This is a genomic window from Bacteroidota bacterium, assembly GCA_030706565.1.
Lineage (GTDB): Bacteria > Bacteroidota > Bacteroidia > Bacteroidales > JAUZOH01 > JAUZOH01.
In genome coordinates, this window is sequence record JAUZOH010000402.1 from 1 (window position 1) to 3,338 (window position 3,338).

Below are 3,338 nucleotides of genomic sequence, written 5' to 3' on the forward strand. Positions count from 1 at the left end.
ATGGAAAACGACCTGCTGCACCTGAAAGAGAAAGTCGATGCAGGCGCCGATTATATAGTCACTCAGATGTTCTTTAACAACAAATACTTTTTCGAATTTGTGGAAAAATGCCGTAAAATGGGAATTACGGTTCCCATTATCCCTGGAATTAAACCAATTATGACTTTAAAGGACATTTCCGTTCTTCCCAAAATATTCAGCATAGAAATACCGGAAGCATTGGTTAAGGAAGTGGAAAAATGCAAGACCAACCAGGAAGCCTGGCAGGTTGGCATCGAATGGACCATCCAGCAATCCAAAGAATTAGCCCAGTACGGCGTTCCGGCCATACATTACTATACCTACGGAACTTCAGAAAATATCAAAGAAATTGCAAAGGCAGTGTTTTAATATTACCCAATAAAGAAACTTGCAGCCCTCTTTTTTATCGGAGGGCTTTTTTTATAATTTCAGTTTCCTCAAATTGAATACTTTTCCATCAAACTACATAAGATCATCAATTTGTTTTAGCTAATGTTCGACCTTAGTTATAAATTATTCTTTACATCGTAATTTTGTCTGTTTGACAAAAATATTCCTGGCGTCATAACCTAAAAACCAATTGTTATGTTAACTTAGCAACTTCAATAAAGATCATTGGATTTATAAAATAAGCCTAGAACTTTACAATTATTAATTTTTATAATACAAAAAATGAATATTAAAAAAATCATTGAAATATTAACATTGGCTTTCATAATGAAACCAACATTTTCTCAAACGAGTTATTTTTTTGAACCAATCGGAAGGGATTCAATCAAAATTTATTTTAATGAATTCGGAGATATCACATTATCAGATAAAGCTGCATTTTACAGAATTGGTAAAATGGATCATTATTATTTTTCTTTTGATGGTGAAGTAAAAGATTTTTCAAAAGAAAACATATTATTATTTACTGGTCACTACAAAAATGGAAAATTAAATGGATTAGCACAAATATATGAAAATGGGGAATTATGTGAAACAGGTAATTACAAAAATGATGTAAGGGATAGTATATGGACATATTATCTTAACAATCAAATAGAAAAGAAAGTAGATTTTTCAAATGGACAATTTAAACTTCTTGAATTATATGACAAAAAAGGAGTAAGTAAAATAAAAAATGGAGTTTGTACATACACAGATAATGTTAGAACCTATAAAAATACCGTTAAAATACATGTAAACGGGACATTTAAAAATGGCTTATTAGATGGCAAACTGAATTATGGCAATTCCAACACCGAATATTATGAAAATGGAATATTCAAAAAAGGAGACGATAAAATGTTTCATACTTCATATTATGAACATTCAAAAATTGATCTGATAAGTTATTACCCTTCGGAATCTATAGATTTTTATTATAACTTCTTTACATTGGTAAATAAAAATAATTGCACAGACACCTTATTCTTTCCAAAATTTAATAAAATAGACAACTTGGATATTTCTTTTTATAAAAGCTTAAAAGATACAATCATTCAAATCAACAAAGAAGAACCGGAAGAAAGCTATTATTTAGTTGATATGGGTATTTCAAAAGAAAGTAAAATAGATTATGTTCATGTATTCTCACCTCAAAAAAATAATAAAGCAGAAAGAATAAGCCAAATCATCAACAATTTAGGTGAATGGGAAACTTCAAGATGTGAAACCAAATTTTATACTGTAAAAATATATTTCCCAATTGTAATAGAAAACAATAATGTAATCATACCCCAATTTACAGGTAGGGGCCGGGGTGAAATAGTTAATTCCATGTTTCAAATGTTAAACCAAAAGTAAAAGCCTATATGCAAAGGAATAATAGCCATTGGGAAAAGGGCTGATATACTTCAATCGGTATTGTGGGTTTCTTCCATCACCCTCTTGATTATTATACCAATTTTTGGTAACTTTTGAAAAATTGAAGAATAATCAATAGTAACACATCCATATCATTAGGAGGCTATTTTGACAATTTTATTTAAAGTAGAATATCTATGGGACGATATAAAAATGCCAGTGAAGTAGTCTGTGCAGGATTAAGGCTTTTGGAAGAAGAAGAAAATAAGGTCATTGCATTAAAAGAAGCCATTCAGGAAGGTATTGATAGCGGGATAGCTTATGATTTCGATCCGGAAATTCATCTTGAAAAATTAAAAAAAATAAAAATATAAAAAAAGCCCAAACACTAAAATAGCATTTGGGCTTATATTTTCAGTTTCAGTTTTATTTAGATGATATTTAATTCTTTAATGCTTTTGTATTCAAACTCGAAATCAATTTCAAAACAATCGACAAACTGTTTTTTCATGGCTCGTTTTAAAGCAACCGGATCGGTGCAATAGAAAATAAAAGCACCGCCACCACCGGCACCACAAATCTTGCCCCCTATTGCTCCATTTTCTTTTGCAAAAGAATACATCTGATCCAGGTATTCACCCGATGATGCCGGAGCGAGCTGTTTCTGAGCCTGGAAATTGGCTTCCATAATTTTGGCACAGGAAACAAAATCATTGTTTTTCATCGCCTTTGCAAATTCCTGTCCATATTGTGCCATTTTGATTAATGCATCCCGGCCTTCAGGGGTTTTGTGGTTTTCGTAAACCTGTTCAACGGCAGACTGGGCATTGCGCGAAACACCGGTATGGATGAGTAGCAGGTTGTGCCTGAATTTTTCCAAGGTTTCCTTGGGAATCTCCACCTCCAAAGGTTTGGCATATTCTTTTCCAAACTCAAAACAATGAAACCCTCCATAAACAATGGAATATTGATCCTGACGGCCAATTGCCCAGTTCAGTTCCGAATTTTCAAGATTAAACAAATCCTCGGCAATAGTTTCCAGGGTTTTGCTTTCTGCATTATATGCCTTTGAACTGATCATGGATAAGAGTTTGGCTGCAGTGGAAGTACTCAGGCCACTGCCCCGGGGATAACCAGAAAAATTATATCGCCCGCCCTTATATTCAATCAAGGGTTTGATGGCAATGTTTGACACGAAACCCTTCACACCATCCATGATATAAGGGACATCAGTCCAACCTCCCGCAAAATCAATACGCAGGGGAGCTTTAAAAGAAAAGTTAATCTTATCAATGATTCGGGTAGTCGAAGTGGGTTCCAGTTCTTCAGGAACTTCCCTCTTCACAAACCGGATGGAAATATTCAAATCTTTACAAAGCCTGGACTTATCTTCCAATCCGGAATCATCCCGGTTAAGCACAAATATATCGGGCCTGAGTTCTTCAAGAATCTGGCGAAAATCTATTTTCCCTTCATCCACCACACAGTCATTTAACACAGCATAATCAACATCCTGCAGGGCAGCC

General features: G+C 34.0%; 4 protein-coding genes. 3 read left to right on the plus strand and 1 reads right to left on the minus strand.

Annotation, left to right across the window (positions count from 1 at the left end):
- The 3 genes from Q8907_14725 to Q8907_14735 all read left to right on the plus strand — a co-directional run.
- The coding region (locus Q8907_14725) for a methylenetetrahydrofolate reductase (GenBank protein ID MDP4275526.1) at positions 1 to 390 on the plus strand (390 nt) is incomplete at its 5' end.
- A gap of 303 nt (positions 391 to 693) precedes the next feature.
- Entirely contained in the window at positions 694 to 1,812 is a 1,119-nt protein-coding gene (locus tag Q8907_14730) for a hypothetical protein (protein MDP4275527.1), read from the plus strand.
- A gap of 191 nt (positions 1,813 to 2,003) precedes the next feature.
- On the plus strand, positions 2,004 to 2,186 hold the full coding sequence (locus Q8907_14735) for a type II toxin-antitoxin system ParD family antitoxin (protein MDP4275528.1): 183 nt from the start codon (positions 2,004 to 2,006) through the stop codon (positions 2,184 to 2,186).
- Between the two features lie 56 nt (positions 2,187 to 2,242).
- Here Q8907_14735 and Q8907_14740 read toward each other — a convergent pair.
- The coding region (locus tag Q8907_14740; protein MDP4275529.1) for a hypothetical protein at positions 2,243 to 3,338 on the minus strand (1,096 nt) is incomplete at its 5' end.